Origin of the sequence: Streptomyces sp. B3I8, from assembly GCF_030816915.1 — a bacterium.
Taxonomy (GTDB): domain Bacteria; phylum Actinomycetota; class Actinomycetes; order Streptomycetales; family Streptomycetaceae; genus Streptomyces.
The window spans coordinates 4,816,860-4,835,578 of record NZ_JAUSYN010000002.1 but is presented as its reverse complement, the minus strand read 5'-3'; the positions used below and the strand labels follow the sequence as shown (position 1 = coordinate 4,835,578).

The window sequence follows — 18,719 nt, the reverse complement described above, 5'->3', positions numbered from 1 at the left end:
GGAGACGGGCCAAAGCCGACATGTGGTTGTACTCCCTTTTGTGCCCCCTGTGTGCGCTTTGTCACCGATCGCCCGCCGACGCCGCGCGGGTGCGCCCGGACCCGGGTACGCGAAAGGGGTGCACGGCCGCCGAGCGGCAGTGCACCCCTTCCCCACTGCCGATGACGCGCTCAGTCGCTGTTGCCCGGCGCCGGCGTCGTCTTCTGGATCTGCATCAGGAACTCGGCGTTCGACTTGGTCTGCTTCATCTTGTCGAGGAGCAGTTCGATCGCCTGCTGCGAGTCGAGCGCGTGCAGCACCCGGCGCAGCTTCCACGTGATGGCCAGCTCGTCGCTGCCGAGGAGGATCTCCTCCTTGCGGGTGCCGGACGCGTCGACGTCCACCGCGGGGAAGATGCGCTTGTCGGCGAGCTTCCGGTCGAGCTTGAGCTCCATGTTGCCGGTGCCCTTGAACTCCTCGAAGATCACCTCGTCCATGCGGGACCCGGTGTCCACCAGGGCGGTGGCGAGGATGGTCAGCGAGCCACCGTCCTCGATGTTGCGGGCCGCACCGAAGAAGCGCTTCGGCGGGTACAGGGCGGTCGAGTCGACACCACCGGAGAGGATGCGGCCGGAGGCCGGGGCGGCGAGGTTGTACGCGCGGCCCAGACGGGTGATCGAGTCGAGCAGCACGACGACGTCGTGACCCAGCTCCACCAGGCGCTTGGCGCGCTCGATGGCGAGCTCGGCGACCGTGGTGTGGTCCTCGGCCGGGCGGTCGAAGGTCGAGGAGATGACCTCGCCCTTGACCGACCGCTGCATGTCGGTGACCTCTTCCGGACGCTCGTCGACCAGGACGACCATCAGGTGGCACTCGGGGTTGTTGTGGGTGATCGCGTTGGCGACCGCCTGCATGATCATGGTCTTGCCGGTCTTCGGCGGGGCCACGATCAGACCGCGCTGGCCCTTGCCGATGGGCGAGACCAGGTCGATGATCCGGGTCGTCAGCACGCCCGGGTCGGTCTCCAGACGGAGCCGGTCCTGCGGGTAGAGGGGGGTGAGCTTGTTGAACTCCGGGCGGCCGCGGCCGTGTTCGGGGGCCATGCCGTTGACGGAGTCCAGGCGCACCAGCGCGTTGAACTTCTCGCGGCGCTCGCCCTCCTTGGGCTGGCGGACCGCGCCGGTGACGTGGTCGCCCTTGCGCAGGCCGTTCTTGCGGACCTGGGCGAGGGAGACGTACACGTCGTTCGGGCCGGGCAGGTAGCCGGAGGTCCGGATGAACGCGTAGTTGTCGAGGATGTCCAGGATGCCCGCGACGGGGATCAGGACGTCGTCCTCGTTGATCTGCGGCTCCTGCACGTCGTCGCGCCCGCGCCGGCCCCTGCGGTCGCGGTACCGGCCGCGCCGGCCGCGGCGGCCGGTACCGTCGTCGTCGTAGCCGTCGTCCTGCGGGCCGCCGCCACCGCGCTGCTGGTTGTTCTGCTGGCCGCGCTGCTGGTTGTTCTGGTCGTCGCCCTTGCCGCGGCGGTCCCGGTCGGCACGGTCGCCACGGTCACCGCGGTCCCGGTCGGCACGATCACGGTCACCGCGGTCGCGGTCCCGGTCGCCGCGGTCACGGCCGCGCTCGCGGCGGCTCTGCCGGCCCTGCCGGCCGTCGCCGCCCTGGTCGCCGTCCCGGCCCTCGCCGCCCTGGCCCTGCTGTGCGGCGGAGGTCTCGGTCCTGGCCTCGGCGGTGACCGTCTCGGGGCTGCCGGCCTCGGCGGTCGCGCGGCGCCGACGCCGCTCGACGGGGGCCTCGCCACCGGAGGTGCCTCCCTGCTCGGCCGGGGCCGAGACCTTCGGGGAGGGCTGGCCGGGGATGTCGATCTGCTGCTGGGAGGCGGCCTGCTCGGCCGGCTGCTCGGCCGGCTCGGCGGCGGCCGCGGCCTCGTCGCCGGTGCGCGTGCGGGAGGTGGCCCGGCGCTTCGGCTTGCTCTCGCCCGCGGTGTCCGCGGTGGCCTTGGCGGGGGCTCCCCCGCCGGCCTGTGCCTCCTTGATGACCTCGATCAGCTGGCTCTTGCGCATCCGCGCGGTGCCCCTGATCCCGAGGCCCGAGGCGACCTGCTGCAGCTCGGCCAGCACCATGCCTTCGAGGCCGGTGCCACGGCGACGCCGGGAGCCGGCACCGGTGGCAGGCGCGGAGGCGTCCGTGGCGGGCGCGGCAGCGGTGTCCTCGACACGTGCGCCCATCAGATCGGTGGTGTCGCTCACGAAGGGTCCTTCCCTGGAGCGGACGTCGGCCTGTCTGGCTCGGCGACCGGTTGTGCTGTCCGGCTTCGGTCCGAGGGTGTCGGATCGCGCCGGGGCGGTGGTCCGCCAACGCGGCGGAGGAGATTTCTGGTGATGACGCTTGCCTGAGCGGTGGCACTTGGTGTCGGTGTCACGCGGCTGGCTCACGCCGGTCCCGGAGCGTGCCCGGCAAACAGCTCAGCGCTGCCGTGCGACGTACTGCCCGCATACGTCGTACGGAACACGGTGCGGCTTGGGAGGCTCCCGGAAGAATGTCTGTCCCGAACGGGGACACGAAGCACCTCGCCATGGCGGGGTCGGGTGCAGACTTGAGGTTAACACTACCGGATCCAACAAACATTCCCCCTCTCGAAATCCGGCAACCGGACGCTGTGGGTGGTTATCGCCCGGCACCGGCCCCGTCGCCGGAATCCGCGCCGGCCCCCTTCGCCGCCCCTGTCCCGACCCCGGACGACGCTCCCGTCCCGGCCCCGGTGCCGGCCCCCGCTCCGGTTCCCGCCCCGGGGGCGGCGAGCGGCAGCACGCTCGCCCCGGTGCCGTCGAGTTCCAGCCGGTTGGCGGCCCAGCCGGGGCCCGCCAGATGGGCCACCTTGTCGGCGCTCGCCTCGTCCGCGAGGGCCAGGACGGTGGGTCCGGCACCGGAGATGACCGCCGGGACGCCGTCCCCGCGCAGCCGCTCCACCAGCGCGGCGCTCTCCGGCATGGCGGGCGCGCGGTACTCCTGGTGGAGACGGTCCTCGGTGGCGGGCAGCAGCAGTTCCGGGCGCCGGGTGAGCGCCTCGACGAGCAGGGCGGCGCGGCCCGCGTTGGCTGCGGCGTCGACGTGCGGGACGGTGCGTGGGAGCAGTCCGCGCGCGGTCTCGGTGAGGACCGGCTTCCCGGGCACGAAAACCACCGGAACGATGGAATCGGCGGGCTCGGTCCTGATGGCCCGGGCGGCGCCGGCGTCCATCCAGGAGAGCGTGAAACCGCCGAGCAGACAGGCGGCGACGTTGTCGGGGTGGCCCTCGATCTCGGTGGCCAGTTCGAGGAGCGCGGTGTCGTCGAGCCTGGCCTCGCCGCCTATGGTCACCGCCCGCGCGGCGACGATGCCGGCGCAGATGGCGGCGGAGGAGGAGCCGAGGCCGCGGCCGTGCGGGATGCGGTTGGCGCAGACGATCTCCAGGCCGCGGGGCTGTCCGCCCAGGACGTCGAAGGCGGTGCGCAGGGCGCGGACGAGGAGGTGGCTCTCGTCGCGGGGCAGGGTCTCGCTGCCCTCGCCCGCGATGTCGATGTGCAGCCCGGAGTCGGCCACCCGGACGACGACGTCGTCGTAGAGACCCAGCGCGAGGCCGAGGGCGTCGAAGCCCGGACCGAGATTGGCGCTGGTGGCGGGGACACGCACCCGGACGGCGGCGGCGCGGAACGCTGGACCGGCCATCGCTCGATGACTCTCCTTGAGCTGCGGGACTGCCGGACGGCGTTCGACGCGGGGGAGGCGCGCGCCCGCTTCCGGTTTCGGGACACTACTGAACTGATGGGACTCGGGACTCGGGAATTCGGTGACTTCTGTGAGAAGCAGCGACTTCTGTACGGCTGCGTGACTTCTGTCCGGCTCGACGACTTCTGTGTGACTCGGTGATTTCTGTACGGCTCGGCGGCTTCTGCGGGTTTCCCGGTACGTACGGGCAATACGCACGGGACCCTCCGGCCGCGTACGGCCGCGGAACGACCCGGCAGGCGCCTGGCGGGCACCGGAACCGGCCGCGTGGGGTCGCGCGAAGGGCGCGGCACCGCGGGCATATGCGGCGGGCGGGTTCAGTACAGCCTATCGAAGGTGGGTTCAGTGGCGACATAGGGCGCACGGGAGGCGCACGATGCGTGTCGCCTCCCCCGCCGTGCACCCCCCACACCGCCGCGACCACGGCGGGAGGGGGTACGGGCGGCAGGGGTACGGGCACCCCCGTTACGCGAGCCCGAGCCGCTCCGCCGCCGTCGCCGCGTCGACCGGCACGGTGACCGGCTGCGGCGCCCCGGCGACCGCCCAGTCCGGGTCCTTGAGGCCGTTGCCGGTGACCGTGCAGACGATGGTCTGCCCCGGGTCGACCTTGCCCTGCTCGGCCGCCTTCAGCAGACCGGCGACCGACGCGGCCGACGCCGGCTCCACGAACACGCCCTCCTGTGCCGCCAACAGCCGGTAGGCGCGCAGGATCTCACGGTCCGTCACCTCGTCGATGGCACCGCCGGACTCGTCCCGCGCGGCCAGCGCGAACTGCCAGGAGGCCGGGTTGCCGATGCGGATGGCGGTGGCGATGGTCGACGGGTCCTTGACGACCTCGCCGCGCACGATCGGCGCCGAACCGGAGGCCTGGAAGCCCCACATGCGGGGCTTGCGGGAGGACACGCCGTCGGCGGCGTACTCGGTGTAGCCCTTCCAGTAGGCCGTGATGTTGCCCGCGTTGCCCACCGGCAGGACGTGGATGTCGGGGGCGTCGCCCAGCATGTCCACGATCTCGAAGGCACCGGTCTTCTGGCCCTCGATACGCACCGGGTTGACCGAATTGACCAGCGACACCGGGTAGTTGTCGGCCAGGGAGCGGGCGAGCGTGAGGCAGTCGTCGAAGTTGCCGTCGACCTGGAGGATCTTGGCGCCGTGGACGAGGGCCTGGCCCATCTTGCCGAGCGCGATCTTGCCCTGCGGCACGAGCACCGCGCAGACCATCCCGGCGCGCACGGCGTAGGCGGCGGCGGAGGCCGAGGTGTTGCCCGTGGAGGCACAGATGACCGCCTTGGCGCCCTCCTCCTTGGCCCGTGTGATGGCCATCGTCATGCCGCGGTCCTTGAAGGAACCGGTGGGGTTGGCGCCCTCCACCTTCAGGTGGACCTCGCAGCCCGTGCGCTCGGAGAGCACCTGCGCGGGCACGAGCGGCGTGCCGCCCTCGCGGAGTGTCACGACCTCGGTGGTGTCGGAGACCGGCAGCCGGTCCCGGTACTCCTCGATGATTCCGCGCCACTGGTGGGTCATTGCTGGTTACTCTCCTTCAACCCGCATGATGCTGGCGACGCCCCGTACGGTGTCGAGGCTGCGCAACGCCTCGACGACGCCGGTCAGGGCGGCGTCGGACGCACGATGGGTGACGACGACGAGGGAGGCCTCGCCGTCTCCGTCCGGTCGGCTCTGCTGGCGGACCGTGTCGATCGAGACGCCGTGCTCGGCGAAGACGGTGGCGACCTGGGCGAGGACGCCCGGTTTGTCGGCGACGTCCAGGCTGATGTGGTACCGCGTGACCACCTCGCCCATCGACGAGACCGGCAGCCGGGTGTACGCGGACTCACCGGGCCCGGTGGTGCCGTGCAGCCGGTTGCGGCAGACGGCGACGAGGTCGCCGAGGACCGCGGAGGCGGTGGGCGCGCCGCCCGCGCCGGGGCCGTAGAACATCAACTGCCCGGCGGCCTCGGACTCGACGAACACGGCGTTGTAGGCGCCGCGCACGGAGGCCAGCGGGTGGCTGAGCGGGATCATCGCGGGGTGCACGCGCGCGGTGACCGAGCCGCCGTCCGCCGCCCGCTCGCAGATGGCGAGCAGTTTGATGGTGCAGCCCATCTGCCGGGCGGAGGCGAAGTCGGCGGCGGTGACCTCGGTCATGCCCTCGCGGTAGACGTCGTCGAGGCGCACGCGGGTGTGGAAGGCGATCCCGGCGAGGATGGCGGCCTTGGCGGCGGCGTCGAACCCCTCGACGTCGGCGGTCGGGTCGGCCTCGGCGTACCCGAGCGCGGTGGCCTCGTCGAGGGCCTCCTGGTAGCCGGCGCCGGTGGAGTCCATCTTGTCGAGGATGAAGTTGGTGGTGCCGTTGACGATGCCGAGCACGCGGTCGACCTTGTCGCCGGCGAGGGACTCGCGCAGCGGCCGGATCAGCGGGATGGCCCCGGCGACAGCGGCCTCGTAGTAGAGGTCCCGGCCGTGCTCGCCGGCGGCGGCGTGCAGCGCGGCGCCGTCCTGGGCGAGGAGCGCCTTGTTGGCGGAGACGACGGAGGCGCCGTGTTCGAAGGCGGTGGTGATGAGGGTGCGGGCGGGCTCGATGCCGCCGATGACCTCGACGACGACGTCGATGTCCCCGCGTTTGACGAGGGCGGTGGCGTCGGTGGTGACCAGGGCGGGGTCGATGCCCTCGCGGACCCGGGCGGGCCGGCGGACGGCCACCCCGGCGAGTTCGAGGGGGGCGCCGATCCGGGCGGCAAGGTCCTCCGCGTGCGTCGTCATGATGCGCGCCACCTCTGAGCCGACTACCCCACAGCCCAGCAGCGCCACTTTCAGCGGACGCGTACGCATCATCCGACCTCGTTTCCTCATACCGTCCAGGTCCCACCAGTCTCACGCACCGGACCGGAATTCCTGCCCTTGGTCCGGATTGTGAGACATCTATTTCATTGTCATGGCGGCGGAAGAAAGAAGATCTTCCGCGATCTTTCCCGATCTTCCGCCGCGTTCCTCATTGCCGCTTCACGCCCCGTGAAGTCATCCGACGTCGAGCCGCAGCAGATCCTCCTCGCTCTCGCGGCGCACGATGACCCGCGCCTCGCCGTCGCGCACGGCGACGACCGGCGGCCGCAGCGCGTGGTTGTAGTTGCTGGCCATGGAGCGGCAGTAGGCGCCGGTGGCCGGCACCGCGATGAGGTCACCGGGTGCCAGGTCGGCCGGCAGGAACGCGTCCTTGACCACGATGTCGCCGCTCTCGCAGTGCTTGCCGACGACGCGGACGAGCATCGGCTCGGCGTCGCTCGTACGGGAGGCGAGGGCCACGCTGTACTCGGCGTCGTACAGCGCCGTACGGATGTTGTCGGACATGCCGCCGTCGACGGAGACGTACGTCCGCAGCCCCTCCAGCGCCTTGACGGTGCCGACCTCGTACAGCGTGAAGGTGGTGGGGCCGACGATGGCGCGCCCCGGCTCGACGGAGATGCGCGGCGTGCGCAGCTTCGCGGACTCGCACTCGCGGGTGACGATCTCGGTGAGCGCCTTGGCGATCTCGTGCGGCTCGCGGGGGTCGTCGCCACTGGTGTACGCGATGCCGAGCCCGCCCCCGAGATCGATCTCGGGCAGTTCGACCCCGTGCTCGTCCCGGACGTCCTTGAGCAGCCCGACGACGCGGTGGGCGGCGACCTCGAACCCGGACATGTCGAAGATCTGCGACCCGATGTGGGAGTGGATGCCGATCAGTTCCAGCGAGTCGAGCTGCAACGCCCGCCGCACGGCCTCGGCGGCCTGCCCGTCGGCCAGCGGGATGCCGAACTTCTGGTCCTCGTGGGCAGTGGCGATGAACTCGTGGGTGTGCGCCTCGACCCCCACGGTCACCCGGATCTGCACCCGCTGCCGCCTGCCCAGCTCACGGGCGAGGTGCGCGACCCGCACGATCTCCTGGAAGGAGTCGAGCACGATCCGCCCGACGCCCGCCTCGACGGCCCGCCGGATCTCCGCCGGGGTCTTGTTGTTCCCGTGGAAGGCGATGCGGTCCGCGGCCAGCCCGGCGGAGAGCGCGGTGGCGAGCTCGCCGCCGGAGCAGACGTCGAGGTTCAGCCCCTCCTCGTCCAGCCAGCGCACGACGGCCCGCGAGAGGAAGGCCTTGCCGGCGTAGAAGACGTCGGCGTCGTGCCCGAACGCGGTGCGCCAGGCGCGCGCGCGGGCGCGGAAGTCCTCCTCGTCGAGGACGTACGCCGGCGTACCGACCTGCGCGGCGAGCGCGTTGACGTCGACACCGCCGACGGTGACGACGCCGTCCGCGTCACGGTCGACGGTCTGCGCCCACACCTTGGGGTCGAGGGCGTTGAGATCGACGGGCGGAGCGGCGTAATGACCCTCGGGCAGGACGTCGGCGTGCCGGGGACCGGCGGGATGTGCGGAACGACTCATGACGGCGAGCTTTCTCCTCTGTTACTGAGCCTGTGGCTTCTTCTGCTGAGCCGGTGGCCTCAGAGATAGGCGGGTGCGCTGATGCCGAGCAGGGACAGGCCGCCGGCCAGCACCGTCCCGGCGGCTTCGGCGAGGGCGAGCCGGGCGCGGTGGGCGGCCGAGGGTTTCTCGTCGCCCAGCGGCAGCACGGTGTGCTGGACGGCGAGGAAGGCGTCGGCGGTGACGACGAGGTGCCGGGCGAGCCGGTCGGGCGCGCGGTGGTGCGCGGCGCGGCCGAGGGCGTGCGGATACTCGGCGAGCGCGCGCAGCAGGGGCTGCGACCCCGTTTCGGCCGTGTCCCCCGGCTCGGGCGTGAGGTGCAGCCGCGCGGCCCCGCGCACGAGGGCGCACGTGCGGGCGTACGCGTAACGCACCCGGAACAACGGATTGCTCTCGCGCTGCACGAGGTGGTCCGCGGTGATACGGGGCCGGTCGTGCCCGGCGGGATACAGCAGCGCCCACCGCGAGGCGTCACCGCCGAGCGGCGTCGGGTCCTCCCCGGCGGGCACGGGCCGCAACGTGACCGGCTCCCCGTGCTCGACCTCGACCCGCCCACCCTGACTGCCGACGATCCGCACGAGCGCGTCGGCGACGACTTCGGCGCGGATGTCGTAGGGGATGCGGAGCGCTACGGGCTCTTCCCCGGCGAGTTCGTCGGAGTACCCGTACCGCTCCCCGTCCGCGCGGATCCGCCGCACGAGGGCGGAGGTGGCGAGATCCTCGGCGAGGCGGACGTTGAGAAACCCCGGTCCGCTGACGACGACGTCGGCGACACCGTCGGCCCGGCAGAGCCGGGACCGCAGTGTCTCGGCGACGTCCAGGGGCGGCCGCCCCGCCTCCCGAGCAAGCTGGAGGGCGATGTTGGTGGCGTAGTGCCCCGACCCCCCGGGCCCCGGAGGCGTGACGACGGCACGTGCGGGCACGGCCACGTCGAGCTCCCCGTCCTCGACAGCGGACCGCACCGCGCACAGCACGGTACGGGAGAGCTCGACGGGGGTCACGGGACAAGCGTAGGCGAGGAGGGGGGTGCGAAGGCGAGCCGAGGGGGCGGGGATATCGGGATGTGGACGGGGGCCACGCCCATGTGTGGGAGAGCTCAGGAACTGGGCCACACTTCGGCCCGCCCGGCCTGCCCGGTCGGCCCTGACTGCCCGACCTCGGAGCCGGCCCCCTCGGCGACACTCCCCCGCCGCCGCTCCAACAACTCCCGCACGACCCTCACGAGGTCGGCCGGATCGAACGGCTTGGCAAGAAAGGCATCGACCCCGACGTCGAGCCCACTCTCCACCTCGTACTGCGAACAGGCACTGATGACGGCGAGCGGAAGATCACGCGTACGTGGGTCGGCACGCAGCCGGGCCGCGGTCCGCAGCCCGTCCAGTCTGGGCATGACGACATCGAGGGTCACGACGTCGGGCCGCACCCGATGCACGACATCCAGACACTCGACACCATCGGCCGCGGTCACGACCTCGATGCCCTCCAGCTCGAGGTTGACCCTGATCAGCTGCCGGATGACCTTGTTGTCGTCCACAACAAGAACCCGGCCGGACGCGCCTGGCACAACTCGAGAGTAGGTCGAGACGCGCCGCGCCGTCCGGGTTTTCCCGACTTCTGCCCCGGGAGGGGGGCGGGAGGCCCCGGGAGGGGGTAGGAGGCAGAGTCGACAGACGTCCTCCCGCACGGCGGACGCCTTCTCGCACGGCGGACGCCTTCTCACGCAGCGGACGCCTTCTCGCACGGCGGATGTCCTCTCGCACGGCGGACGCCGTCTCGCACTGGGGCCGACCGGTCGCATCGGGAGGGCGAACCCTCCCCTCCGACGGCCACCGCTGCCCCGACGCGAGGGGACCTCGGCCTCGACACATCAACATCAAAACCCGTTCATGACCACCGCGGAGGAGCTGGTAGTGTTCTACCCGTCGCCGCGAGCAACACCGAACGCGACCGACACGCCCCCGTAGCTCAGGGGATAGAGCAACGGCCTCCGGAGCCGTGTGCGCAGGTTCGAATCCTGCCGGGGGCACCTTTGATTAGGTGCCTAAAGACCCCGCCATCAGCGAGTTCGCTGAGTGCGGGGTCTTGTCGTATGTGCAGGGGAGTGCCGCCAGAAGCAGCCGTTTGCCAGTGATCACGTTGTAATAGCGTGTTGATCTTGGGAGGCTTCGCGGCAGGTCAGCGGGCGTTTCGCCGACCCCTGAGTGTAGTCCTGCGGACAGGCCGAAGCCCCGGACGTTTCGCAGTCCGGGGCTTCCGTCGGTTCGTCATGGTCGGGTGTCAGTTGGTGGGGCCCACCTCCCCCAGCCCTCGCATGATCCGGTCGTTCATCTCGTTCTCCTGGCCGTCGATGCACTTGGCGTAGATCTTCAACAGGACGTCCACCGAGTGCCCCGCGCGAGCGGCGACCTCCGGGGCGGGTACGCCGGAGTTGAGCCACTGGGAGACGCCCGCGTGACGGAGGTCGTACGGCCGGAAGGCCAGGACCGAGGTCACTTGGTGCGGGAGGAGGGCCAGTTCCCGAGCCTGCTTCCAGGCCCGGGAGTACGACGAGGCCGCGATCACGTTGCCCCGCTCGCTGGAGAACAGTCGGCCGTCCTCCGCTGTACCGAACTCCACCAGGTGCTCGCGGAGCAGCCGGACCAGCGGAGGCGGGATCGGCACGACGCGCACTTCCCCGTGGGCCCGCTGCTTCAGGCCCCGCCGGTCGTGTGCTTCCCCGGAGTCCGTCCATGCCTTCCCAGCAGTGGGACGGGTCTCCGCCAGTTCGATACGGCCCCAGCCGGAATCCGGAAGCACGCAGTCGAATCGGCGAAGCCCCAGTGCTTCCCCCGGCCTCATGGCCGCGTAGTACAGGCACCCGAAGAACGCCCGCAGCCGTCGGCCACTGGCCCGGTCGTAGCCGCCCACGTACGTGAGCGCGGTCAGCAACTCCCGTGCCTGCCGAGGATTCACGACCACCCGGCGGTCGACTTCCTGCACCGCCCTCTTGCCGCGCTTGCGCCGGACCCGGCTCAGCGGGTTGGAGGGCAGATGTTCCAGCTCCACGGCGTATTCGAGTGCGTTGAAGACCACCGCGCGGCGCCGCCGGTACGTCTGCGTCGCTGCCGGTTTGCCGTCGAGGCGCCGGCTCAGCGCGTCGATCACCTCATGTGCACGGGCGATCTCTTGCAGCTCCGCCACGGGCAGGGACGCCTTTTCAATCCAGCGCACCGCCGCCGCGATTTCCTCCGGCCGTTCCCGCTCCCGACGGGGAACCGGCAGGACGTATGACCGCAGCGCCCGCCGCAGCATCTCCGGGGCAGGCCGCCCCCGCCCTGGTTTGACCAGAACGGGGACCACCGTCGCCAGCGCATCGGTCATGCTGTCCCGCTGCTTGGCCGACGCCTCAGCCCACCGGGCATCCACGTACTTCACCGCCAGGTCCAGGAACGACAGAGCAGCTTTGCCGCCGCGCAGCGAGTCGGGCAGACCCGTGACCGTGTCGAACGGCTCACCCTTGTCGAGCGCCCGCACCAGCTTGGCGCGGAACCGGTCGGCCAGTGTCTTGGTCTTGTACGACTCGCTGAACGTCTGCCCGTCGACCACCCAGCGCACGAGGTAGGTCGGTTTCTTGGTGCTCTTGTTGAGGGACAGCTTCCAGACGGAAGCCTTGTAGGACTTCACGACGCCCCCTCCGCCCGTTCTTCCAACCAGTCGTTGAGCACGTCCCGCCGGACCCTCAGCTCCCCGTTCGGCAGCCGGATGCAGGCCGGGGCACGGCGCAGTTCCCGCCAGCGGTAGAAGGTGCGCCGGGAGATGCCACCCAGTTCGTCGAGGACCTGCCGCACGGTGAGCAGTTCGGCCGACCGCGTACGAGCGTCACGCGCCATGGAGAGCACCTCCCGCCCGCACGGAGGCAGCCAGGAGCGCCGCTTCCGGCGAGTAGCCGCGCCCCGCGTAGCGCCACTGCCCGATCGTGACCGTCGAGCGGTCGGCCAGGCCGAAGGAGGCCCGCTGTTGCTCCGCACGGTGGTCGGCACGGGCCTGCCGCAGTGCGGTCAACGTGGTCGAGTACCGGCGTGACTTGCTGGAGAAGTGGCCGCCGTACCCGAGCATGTGCGCCCACCGACGCAGCCCGAGCGGCGCGAACTCCGGCAGCCCGCCGAGCCACCAACACGTGCCGATCATGCGCAGCACGTGCGCCCGCACGGGCAACATGACCATCTCCCGCGCATCGTGAATGCGCCCGTCCACCGCACCGGCGCTCTCAGCCCCCTTGGTGGCGTACTTGGCGATGTATCCCGCCACTGCCGCCGCGGAGCCAGGACGCCGCTCCCCCGCTTCCCTCTCATTCGAGGTGACCGGACGCACGTCAACCTGCGAGCCGAAGCGCAGCACCCGCGGGCCGACCACGTCCACCCCCGGGGCGGTCAGCCGCACCCGACCGACCACCGACCGCACCGCATCCACCAGCAGCGGCACAGTCGCCCAGCCGGGCGGAGTCGAGTCGGGCCCGTCCGGTCCGTCGAGGCGGATCACGGCGTGGAAGTGGACCAGGCCCCGCCGCTGGTACTCGGCGACCTTCGCGTACGAGAGTCGGGCGACCTCCCCGAACTCCGTACGCGGCACCCCGGCTCGCCGGGCGACCTCCCGGCGCAGTTCCAACCCGAACCGGTGCCAGAGCCGACCGGCGAACGCATGCCACAGCACAGCCCCCGCGTAGTCGTAGCAGCGCGGGCAGAGCGGTTCGCCGAGGCGGAGATCATCCGCCGGGTGACGCTCGCGGCATCCGGCCGGCCGCCCGTGAGGGCAGCACTCCCCCGCCCGCCGGGGGCGACAGGCCCGTACGCGCCCGTCCTCCCGTTCCCGGCGGGTATGGACCGGGCCCGAACCCGGGAGCGGTCAGCGTGGCGAACACCCGCGGGTGACCTCCCACCGCTTCCGGTACTTCTTTGCCGCCGACCAGCCCGGCCCGTACGAGTTGATAGGTATCCGCCCGGTACAGGCCCGAGCAGGCCGGGCACACCGTCGCCCGCCGGTTACCGCAAGCGGTGAGCAGGCGACCGCCGTAGACGTCCGACCCGTACGAGAGCAGGGCCGCGCCGGTCGTCGTGTCGTAGACGGTGGCCGCGCCGACCAGGTGAATCGGATTGGTGCAGCCGCCGAGGCGGACGATGTTCCGCCGCCAGGCCGTGAACTCCGGCGCCGACGCCCTGGCGACGAGAGCAGCAGCGCTTTTCGGAAGGGCGGTGGTCATCGGCGACCACCCCCGCCCCCGAACGCCTGCCCCATCACGGCCGAGATGCCCTCCGGCCGGGTCTTGGCGCTGAAGCGGAGCGTCGGGTCCGTGAGCCAGAGGGCGGCGGCGTGCGCGGGGCACAGCCGCTGCTCGGCTCCGTCGAGGCCGACGAGGACGATCTGTTCCCGTCCGTCGCAGGTAGAGACCTGCGCGTCGCGCTGCCGGAGATCGCAGTCCGGCAGCGGGGATTTGCGCGAATGAGGCGCGGTGGACAAAGTGTGAGTGCTCCTTTCACTGCTCATGTGGCGGATGGAGTGGGTTCCTGACGGGGTCGGGTTTGGCGACTTCGCGCCCCGTCGGGAACCCGTCGTACGGGCGATCACTGCCGCTCCTCGGGCGGCACTCCGACCGCGCCGTACGAGATCGGTCCGAAGTCGCGGCGCGCGTCGAAGTAGCCCAAGCCGATGTCCTCCGCCGGCACACCGAGCGGAGCGGCGACGGACTCCACCCCGGCCCGGCGAGCGGCGGAGTCGGAGGCGTTCACCAGGACGATGACGGAGGCATGACGCGGTACGACGACGGCCGGGTTGGCGGTCAGGAAGTCGACCAGCTCCCGCAGGCCGGCCAGGAAAGCGGCGCGGTCACCGGAGCGGATGACGTAGTCGGACACAGGAAGTCCCCTTCTCGGGTCAGTGAGCGCGTTCGGTGTGTTCAGTGCGCTCGGTTCGTTCAGAAGCGGAGTTGGCCGAGGAAGCCGTTCACGCCGTCGAGGAGCGTTTGGACGAACGGCGCAGCCACGGTTCGGGAGAGCAGGAAGCCGAAGGTTCCGCAGATCAGCGCGTCGGCCCACCGCAGGTAGCGGATGCGCAGGAGGAACCAGATCAGCAGTCCGAGCAGCAGCACGGCGGACATGGACACCAGCACGGCAGGCCCCTCTCACGGCGCTTCGACGTGCAGTTCGGACAGGACGGGAGTCAGGTGCGCGTACTCGGCGGCGACGGTTTCCGCTTCCGCCTCCGTGATCAGGTGGGACCGGGCGCGTTCCCAGCCGTCGCCGAAGGCGAGGACGGCCGTACCGGCCTGTTCCGGGGTGATGGCCTGCGCCGCTTTCAGTGCGTCGGGGTTGAGGTCGCCGAGCGCCATTTCGGCCGTACCGGGGTCGGCCACCCGGTGGCACACCCGGCCGCCGAGCTGTGCGCGCAGCGCGGTGACACCGGGCCCAAGGTCGGAGCCGACGCGTTGGCCGGCGACGACGAGGAACACCCCGAGTGCCGCACCGAGCTGGGCGAGCCGGATCAGCGCCGTACCGGCCGCATGCGCTTCGTCCTTCTCGCTCCGGCTCGCGACGAGGAACAGTTCCGCGATCTCGTCGACGATCACGACGACGGGGACCGGGCGTTCCTTCTTCGGCAGGCCCCAGATGTTGCGGACCCGAGCCGCGCGGCAGACGGTCATGCGGTCGAGGGTCAGGTCGACGAGTGCGGCCAGCAGCCGGACCGCTTGCTCCCGGTTGGTCGCCAGGGCGGACAACCGCGGTTCGTAGAGGGACAGTTCCATGCCGCCCTTGCAGTCGATGCCGACCAGCGCGACGGGTTGCGGGGCGAGACCGGCAACGAGTGCGTTGATGAGCGTCGACTTGCCGGACCGGGTGGCCCCGACGATGAGCCAGTGCGGTACGCGCCGCAGGTCGAGCACCCACGCGGCCCCGGTTTCCAGCACACCCACGCTCACCCGGAGCAGATGGCCGGGCCCCCGCTGCTTCGGCACCCGAGGAGCAGCCAACGGATCGGACGCCGAGGCGACGACGCGCACCACCCCCGGCTTCCACGAGGTCACCCGCACCGCGTGCACCTGCCAGCTCTCCGCCATGGCAGGCGCGGACATGACGAATTCCTCCGGCACTTGGCCCGGAAGCAGCCGTACCAGCAGGATGAAGCCGCCGGGAGTCGGACGTATGAAACCGCGACGCGGTACGCGCGGCTGCGGCGGAGGCGCCCCGTTACCGACGAGCCCGGACACGACCGTCAGCGCCGGCCGACGGCTCACGGCAAGCCCGCACCCGGCCATCAGGGGCCGCCAGGTCTGCACGACCCGTAAGGCCACGACCGGAAAGCCGAGTAGCAGCCACCAGGCCACGGGGGAGCGGCGGCGCAGGGCCGGGCCCGCCAGAAGCAGACCCGACACCAGCACTGCGGCCACCACCAGAACCCAACTCGTCCCGCTCGCAGCGGCCGAGGTGGCGAAGGCAGCCAGATTCCTCACTGCCCGGCCCCCTTACCCGCCGAGGCGGGAGCGCTCAGGGGTCGGATCTCCGCCGCACGGAACGCGATCCCGTGCCGCCCCTCGTTCTCCCACGGGGTGGCGACCAGGTCCCGCACGGCCACCGGCATACCGAGCTGCACACCGGCCGGCTCCCCGGCCACGCTCACGTTCACGACGTCTGCGGACGATCCCGCCATCAGGCAAAGGCCGACTTGATACACGGTCTTGCCGGTGTCCCGGTCAACGCGAAGCTGACCGGTCTCACGGTTGGCGACCCGCGGAGCCGGGGGAACGGCACAGATGATCCCCGTGAACTTCGCGGTGTCGATCGGAAGGCTTGCCACTGTTCGATCTCCTCGTCTCTGGCACCCGAAGGCCGACCCTTCGGGTTGCTTTACCACCCGTAGTACGGGTGACGGAGACAAGAGTGACCACCCGTAGTACGGGTTGTCAACCGCCTAGTGATGAGCGAAGCTGTCCACGAACGTGGGCAGGGTGCCCGAGTTCTTGGACAGCCGCACAAGCCACGGCCACCGGAGGGCCCCGCATGCCGCCGAAGAACACGCAGCCGAAGTACCGGCAGATCGCCGACTACCTGCGCGAAGGCATCCTGAACGGCACCTTCCCGGCCGGCCAACCGCTCCCCTCCGAGGAGGCGTTGGCGAAGCAGTTCGGAGTGACGCGCCCCACAGTGCGTCAGGGACTCACGGAGCTACGGGCATCCGGTCTCGTCGAGGCCATCATGGGCCGGGGCACCTTCGCCCGCTCCCCCCACAGCCGCCCCAGCCACACGCGCCCGCGCGGCGTACGCCGCACCACGGACGGCCGTTACGTCGAGGCCGACGGCATCCGCTGGACAGACGCCGAGCTGCCGGTAGCCACCCGCACCGATGCCCCCCTAGCCCTGGCGGACCTACTCCGCATCCCACCGGGCGAGCCGATGTTCACGTACGACGCGCTACAAACGGCCGACCAAGGCCACCTGCGCCAACTCCACCGCACCTACGTCCCGTTCTCGGTCCTCCTCGACACCAAGTACGAGGAAGAGGCACCACCCCCGGCACCGGAGCTCTACACCGCGCTCGCCGAACTGGGCCACGAACTCCACTTCACGGAGTACATCCGCACCCGCATGCCCCTACCGGACCAGGCCCAGGCCCTCCGACTCACCGACGGAGTCCCCCTCCTGCACGTCCTCCGCGTGACACTCACGGAGGCAGACAAACCCCTGGCACTGGAGGAGTTCCATCTACCTGGCGACGCGCTGGAACTCTCGTTTCAGCTGTAGCCGAATCCCTGCTTGGCTCAGACTTTCTCTACGTCATCAAGGCGGCTCGCTCCGCTCCCCGCGCGCGGCCCGGCCCCCGGCCGGGCCTGCGCTCCTAATGGTGCCGTAAGCGGGTGGGCATGTGGTGATCCGTAGTCGCTCCTGAGGCCTGACCTCTCAAGACAGAGTCGGCCCCACATGCCTTCCCGCTCTGTGAAGCGGCGCCGGGGGTGGCGGGGCCGGTCCGCGCTCCTGCCTTCGTCCCGCGCGGACCGGCCCCGCCACCCCCGCTCGCACACAAACAGCGGCATCGTTGGCTCTCGTGGTCCAAGCCGCCGCCAGGGAACACCTCTCACCGCTCGGCGAACACCCCAGTTCCGCAGCTGACCGAGACCCCTGGCGACCGCTGGGATTGCGAACGGCTAATCGGATGACGGGCCCATGAGCCCTGCCATTAGGGAGACGCGCAACCCCGCCACGGCGACCACTCCACCACAGGCACCCACCCAAGGACACCCGCCATGACCAGCGTGTTCTGCGGCATCGACTGGGCCACCGACCACCACGACATCGCACTGCTCGACGAGGCCGGCACTCTCCTGGACAAGCTCCGCATCGACGACACCCCTACCGGCCTCAGCCAGCTCCTGGACCTGCTCGCCCAGCACGGCGACAGCCCGGACAACCCGATCCCGGTCGCCATCGAGACCTCTCACGGACTCCTGGTCGCCTGCTTACGCGCCACCAGCCGACCCATCTACGTGATCAACCCGCTCACCGCCGCCCGCTACCGCGACCGCTACGCACTCAGCCGCAAGAAGTCCGACCACCTCGACGCCAAGGTCCTGGCCAACATCCTGCGCACCGACCCCGCCGAACACCGGCCTCTGCCCGCGGACAGCCACCTCGCCCAGGCCATCACTGTCCTGGCCCGAGCCCACCAGGACGCCGTCTGGGACCGCGTCCAAACCGGCAACCGCCTGCGCTCCCACCTGCGCGAGTACTTCCCCGGCTTCCTCACCGTCTTCCGCCACTTCCGCGAAGGCCTCGCCTCACCCGTCACCCGCACCCTGCTCGCCGCGGCGCCCACACCCACCCAGGCCGCCCAGCTCACCCGCCCCGCAACTGCGAGCGATCCTCAAGAAGGCCGGACGCCAACGGGAGATCACCGGTGAAGTCGAACGACTCCACACCCTGCTCCGCGAACCGCAAATGCACCAACCACCGATGATCGAGCAGGCCATGGGCACCAAAACCCTCGCTCTGCTGCGGCAATTCGACGCGGCCTGCGCCAGCGCCGACGACCTCGAAGCAGCCGCCACCACCGCCTTCGCCACCCACCAGGACGCCGAAATCATCACCAGCTTCCCCGGCCTCGGCGCTCTCACCGGAGCCCGCGTCCTGGCCGAACTCGGCGACGACCACACCCGCTTCACCAGCCCCCGCGCCCTGAAGGCCTACGCCGGATCCGCCCCCATCACCAGATCCTCCGGACGCAAGACCACCGTCCTGGCCAGACACATCAAGAACCAGCGCCTCGCCTCAGCCGGCTACATCTGGGCCTTCGCCGCCCTCACCGCATCCCCCGGAGCACGAGCCCACTACGACCGCCGCCGCACAGCCGAAGACCGACACGTCGCAGCCCAACGCAACCTCTTCAACCGCCTACTGGGCTGTCTGCACCACTGCCTCACCCACCACATCCCCTACGACGAGCAGACCGCCTTCCCCACACCGCTTGACTGATCAACCGCATCGGATGTCTGTCTCCGCCCCGCT

The 18,719-nt window shown here is 70.9% G+C and carries 15 protein-coding genes, 1 tRNA gene and 2 pseudogenes; 3 read left to right on the top strand and 15 right to left on the bottom strand.

The annotated features are described in order from the left end of the window. Nucleotides 1–170: 170 nt before the first annotated feature. The 7 genes from rho to QFZ64_RS23740 all read right to left on the bottom strand — a co-directional run bounded on the left by rho (nucleotide 171) and on the right by QFZ64_RS23740 (nucleotide 9,757). Complete coding sequence (gene rho / locus QFZ64_RS23770) at nucleotides 171–2,228, bottom strand: transcription termination factor Rho (protein ID WP_307068909.1); 2,058 nt, start codon at nucleotides 2,226–2,228, stop codon at nucleotides 171–173. 418 nt (nucleotides 2,229–2,646) lie between these two features. Then, nucleotides 2,647–3,687 carry a homoserine kinase gene (gene thrB, locus QFZ64_RS23765; RefSeq protein ID WP_307068908.1) on the bottom strand — a complete coding sequence of 347 codons (1,041 nt, stop codon included), beginning with the start codon at nucleotides 3,685–3,687 and terminating at the stop codon, nucleotides 2,647–2,649. Nucleotides 3,688–4,212: 525 nt separating this feature from the next. Next, a complete protein-coding gene (thrC, locus tag QFZ64_RS23760) occupies nucleotides 4,213–5,271 on the bottom strand; it encodes a threonine synthase (protein ID WP_307068906.1) in 1,059 nt (352 codons plus the stop codon). 6 nt (nucleotides 5,272–5,277) lie between these two features. Next, nucleotides 5,278–6,579, bottom strand: coding sequence for a homoserine dehydrogenase (locus tag QFZ64_RS23755; protein WP_307068904.1), 1,302 nt, complete (start codon nucleotides 6,577–6,579; stop codon nucleotides 5,278–5,280). A 183-nt stretch (nucleotides 6,580–6,762) separates the two neighbouring features. Continuing rightward, nucleotides 6,763–8,154, bottom strand: a complete 1,392-nt coding sequence (gene lysA, locus QFZ64_RS23750) for a diaminopimelate decarboxylase (protein ID WP_307068902.1) — start codon at nucleotides 8,152–8,154, stop codon at nucleotides 6,763–6,765. 59 nt (nucleotides 8,155–8,213) lie between these two features. After that, entirely contained in the window at nucleotides 8,214–9,194 is a 981-nt protein-coding gene (nrtL, locus tag QFZ64_RS23745) for an ArgS-related anticodon-binding protein NrtL (protein ID WP_307068900.1), read from the bottom strand. Nucleotides 9,195–9,289: 95 nt separating this feature from the next. Beyond that, nucleotides 9,290–9,757 carry a response regulator gene (locus QFZ64_RS23740; RefSeq protein ID WP_307068898.1) on the bottom strand — a complete coding sequence of 156 codons (468 nt, stop codon included), beginning with the start codon at nucleotides 9,755–9,757 and terminating at the stop codon, nucleotides 9,290–9,292. A gap of 390 nt (nucleotides 9,758–10,147) precedes the next feature. Here QFZ64_RS23740 and QFZ64_RS23735 point away from each other — a divergent pair. Continuing rightward, nucleotides 10,148–10,219 (top strand) — tRNA-Arg (locus tag QFZ64_RS23735). A gap of 251 nt (nucleotides 10,220–10,470) precedes the next feature. On the opposite strand, the gene QFZ64_RS23730 is transcribed toward QFZ64_RS23735, so the two are convergent. The 8 genes and pseudogenes from QFZ64_RS23730 to QFZ64_RS23695 form a co-directional block, all read right to left on the bottom strand. Then, nucleotides 10,471–11,856 (bottom strand): site-specific integrase, encoded by a 1,386-nt coding sequence (locus QFZ64_RS23730; protein ID WP_307068897.1) that lies wholly within the window; start codon nucleotides 11,854–11,856, stop codon nucleotides 10,471–10,473. Then, nucleotides 11,853–12,062, bottom strand: coding sequence for an AlpA family transcriptional regulator (locus QFZ64_RS23725; RefSeq protein WP_307068895.1), 210 nt, complete (start codon nucleotides 12,060–12,062; stop codon nucleotides 11,853–11,855). The genes QFZ64_RS23730 and QFZ64_RS23725 overlap by 4 nt, the downstream gene beginning before the upstream one ends. Further along, nucleotides 12,052–13,429, bottom strand: a pseudogene (locus QFZ64_RS23720) (replication initiator). Before QFZ64_RS23720 ends, QFZ64_RS23725 begins: the two are co-directional and overlap by 11 nt. Then, entirely contained in the window at nucleotides 13,426–13,686 is a 261-nt protein-coding gene (locus QFZ64_RS23715; protein WP_191853409.1) for a hypothetical protein, read from the bottom strand. Before QFZ64_RS23715 ends, QFZ64_RS23720 begins: the two are co-directional and overlap by 4 nt. Nucleotides 13,687–13,790: 104 nt before the next feature. Then, complete coding sequence (locus QFZ64_RS23710; RefSeq protein ID WP_006138054.1) at nucleotides 13,791–14,081, bottom strand: hypothetical protein; 291 nt, start codon at nucleotides 14,079–14,081, stop codon at nucleotides 13,791–13,793. Nucleotides 14,082–14,140: 59 nt separating this feature from the next. After that, complete coding sequence (locus QFZ64_RS23705) at nucleotides 14,141–14,335, bottom strand: hypothetical protein (protein WP_055514380.1); 195 nt, start codon at nucleotides 14,333–14,335, stop codon at nucleotides 14,141–14,143. A gap of 12 nt (nucleotides 14,336–14,347) precedes the next feature. Next, complete coding sequence (locus QFZ64_RS23700) at nucleotides 14,348–15,457, bottom strand: FtsK/SpoIIIE domain-containing protein (RefSeq protein WP_307071842.1); 1,110 nt, start codon at nucleotides 15,455–15,457, stop codon at nucleotides 14,348–14,350. Between the two features lie 212 nt (nucleotides 15,458–15,669). Next, on the bottom strand, nucleotides 15,670–16,017 hold the full coding sequence (locus QFZ64_RS23695) for a hypothetical protein (RefSeq protein WP_167795361.1): 348 nt from the start codon (nucleotides 16,015–16,017) through the stop codon (nucleotides 15,670–15,672). A 203-nt stretch (nucleotides 16,018–16,220) separates the two neighbouring features. Between QFZ64_RS23695 and QFZ64_RS23690 the strand changes: the two genes are divergently transcribed. Together QFZ64_RS23690 and QFZ64_RS23685 are read left to right on the top strand one after the other, a co-directional pair. Continuing rightward, entirely contained in the window at nucleotides 16,221–16,961 is a 741-nt protein-coding gene (locus tag QFZ64_RS23690) for a GntR family transcriptional regulator (RefSeq protein ID WP_307068886.1), read from the top strand. A 500-nt stretch (nucleotides 16,962–17,461) separates the two neighbouring features. Beyond that, a pseudogene (locus QFZ64_RS23685) lies at nucleotides 17,462–18,686 on the top strand (IS110 family transposase). The last annotated feature ends 33 nt before the right edge of the window (nucleotides 18,687–18,719 follow it).

Bases quoted from the DNA above. Each gene is read 5' to 3' on its own strand.
- thrB (WP_307068908.1), bottom strand. From the start codon at position 3,687: ATGGCCGGTCCAGCGTTCCGCGCCGCCGCCGTCCGGGTGCGTGTCCCC.
- QFZ64_RS23725 (WP_307068895.1), bottom strand. From the start codon at position 12,062: ATGGCGCGTGACGCTCGTACGCGGTCGGCCGAACTGCTCACCGTGCGG.
- lysA (WP_307068902.1), bottom strand. From the start codon at position 8,154: ATGAGTCGTTCCGCACATCCCGCCGGTCCCCGGCACGCCGACGTCCTG.
- QFZ64_RS23690 (WP_307068886.1), top strand. From the start codon at position 16,221: ATGCCGCCGAAGAACACGCAGCCGAAGTACCGGCAGATCGCCGACTAC.
- thrC (WP_307068906.1), bottom strand. From the start codon at position 5,271: ATGACCCACCAGTGGCGCGGAATCATCGAGGAGTACCGGGACCGGCTG.
- QFZ64_RS23755 (WP_307068904.1), bottom strand. From the start codon at position 6,579: ATGATGCGTACGCGTCCGCTGAAAGTGGCGCTGCTGGGCTGTGGGGTA.